This window comes from Chitinophaga silvatica (assembly GCF_003419895.1).
GTDB classification, from domain to species: Bacteria; Bacteroidota; Bacteroidia; order Chitinophagales; family Chitinophagaceae; genus Chitinophaga; species Chitinophaga silvatica.
Window position 1 is genome coordinate 1 of the sequence record NZ_QPMM01000025.1, and the last position, 1415, is coordinate 1415.

The 1415-nt window shown below is 42.7% G+C and carries 1 protein-coding gene; it reads right to left on the reverse strand.

Annotation, left to right across the window (positions count from 1 at the left end):
* Window positions 1-40 precede the first annotated feature (40 nt).
* Complete coding sequence (locus DVR12_RS27465) at window positions 41-1249, reverse strand: IS256 family transposase (protein WP_116979064.1); 1209 nt, start codon at window positions 1247-1249, stop codon at window positions 41-43.
* Between the last annotated feature and the right edge of the window lie 166 nt (window positions 1250-1415).

Genomic DNA, 1415 nt, shown 5'->3' on the forward strand with positions numbered 1-1415 from the left:
GAGACTATAAAATAAATTGTGTAAACAGATAATCAACTGATCAAATTCGACATCTGTTTTCAAAGATAGTAATATATTGATGGAGCACCAGCCCCCAGTTATGGAGTGGCATGCTCCATTTCTTTTCAATGTTCATGATAGCGAGGAAAACGGCCTTTTGAGCCGAAGCATCGTCAGTAAATTGAATTTTGGTCTTAGTATACTTGCGGATGCCTCTATTGAGATTTTCGATCGTATTTGTGGTATACATGATCTTACGGATCTCCAGGGGGAAGTCAAAGTAACTAGTGAGATTATCCCAGTTGTTCTCCCAGGATTGGATCGCATGCCTGTATTTTGAGCCCCACTTGTCGGAACAGGTAGTTAATGCGTGTTCTGCAGCTGCCCGATTAGGAGCTCCGTAAATCTGCTTCAGATCAGCGCAAAACTCCTTTCTGTCTTTCCACACCACATATTTGCAGCTATTGCGTATCTGATGAACTACACAAAGTTGGGTAATTGTCTGTGGAAATACACCTTTTATAGCGTCTGTAAAGCCTTTTAGGTTATCTGTGCAGGCAATTAATATGTCTTCCACACCACGCGCCTTTAAATCGGTCAAAACGCTCATCCAGAAAGAGGCTGATTCGGTTTCTGCCATCCACATACCTAACACTTCTTTCAATCCGTCATTTTTCAACCCGATGACCAAGTATATGCACTTATTAATGTACTTGCCGTTTTGCTTGACTTTCAGCACTATTCCATCCATCCAGACCATAAAGTAAACTGGTTCCAGAGGCCTGTTTTGCCAACTCTTTACATGCTCTGTGATACGATTGGTGACATTGGAAATAGTTCCTTCGCTTACGTCTACTCCGTATATCTCTTTAACCTGATCGCTTATATCTGAAGTAGTCATCCCCCTGCTGTACATGCCGATGATGGCTTCTTCCAGCTTATCACTCATCCGCTGTCCTTTTGGAATCAAGACCGGCTCAAACTCACTATTGCGGTCACGCGGAATATTAAGGGCAAGGTCTCCCAGGGTGTCTGTCTTTACTTTCTTCTTGTAAGACCCATTGCGGCTATTGCCCGAATTACGGCCTTCTGAGCTATGCTTTTCATAACCCAAATGTTCATCAAGTTCAGCCCTCAGCATCTGTTCTACTCCTTGCTTAAAAAGGTTGTTGAAGAAAGATTGAAACTCTTCTTTATTCTTAAACTGCTTGAAGAAGTCTTTTGAAAATTGTGGTTCTTGTTTGTCCATGGTACTGTATTCAAAGTTAAAAAATATCGGGGCAAATCCAGCCGCCGTTCCCAGCAGGTGTCGTTTCGTTCGGCTCCGCTACGCTCCGCCTCACTTCACTCCACCTGCTGGTGGTATTAACTCGATACAGTTGAATACATACTTACACAAAGAATTTTACACTACC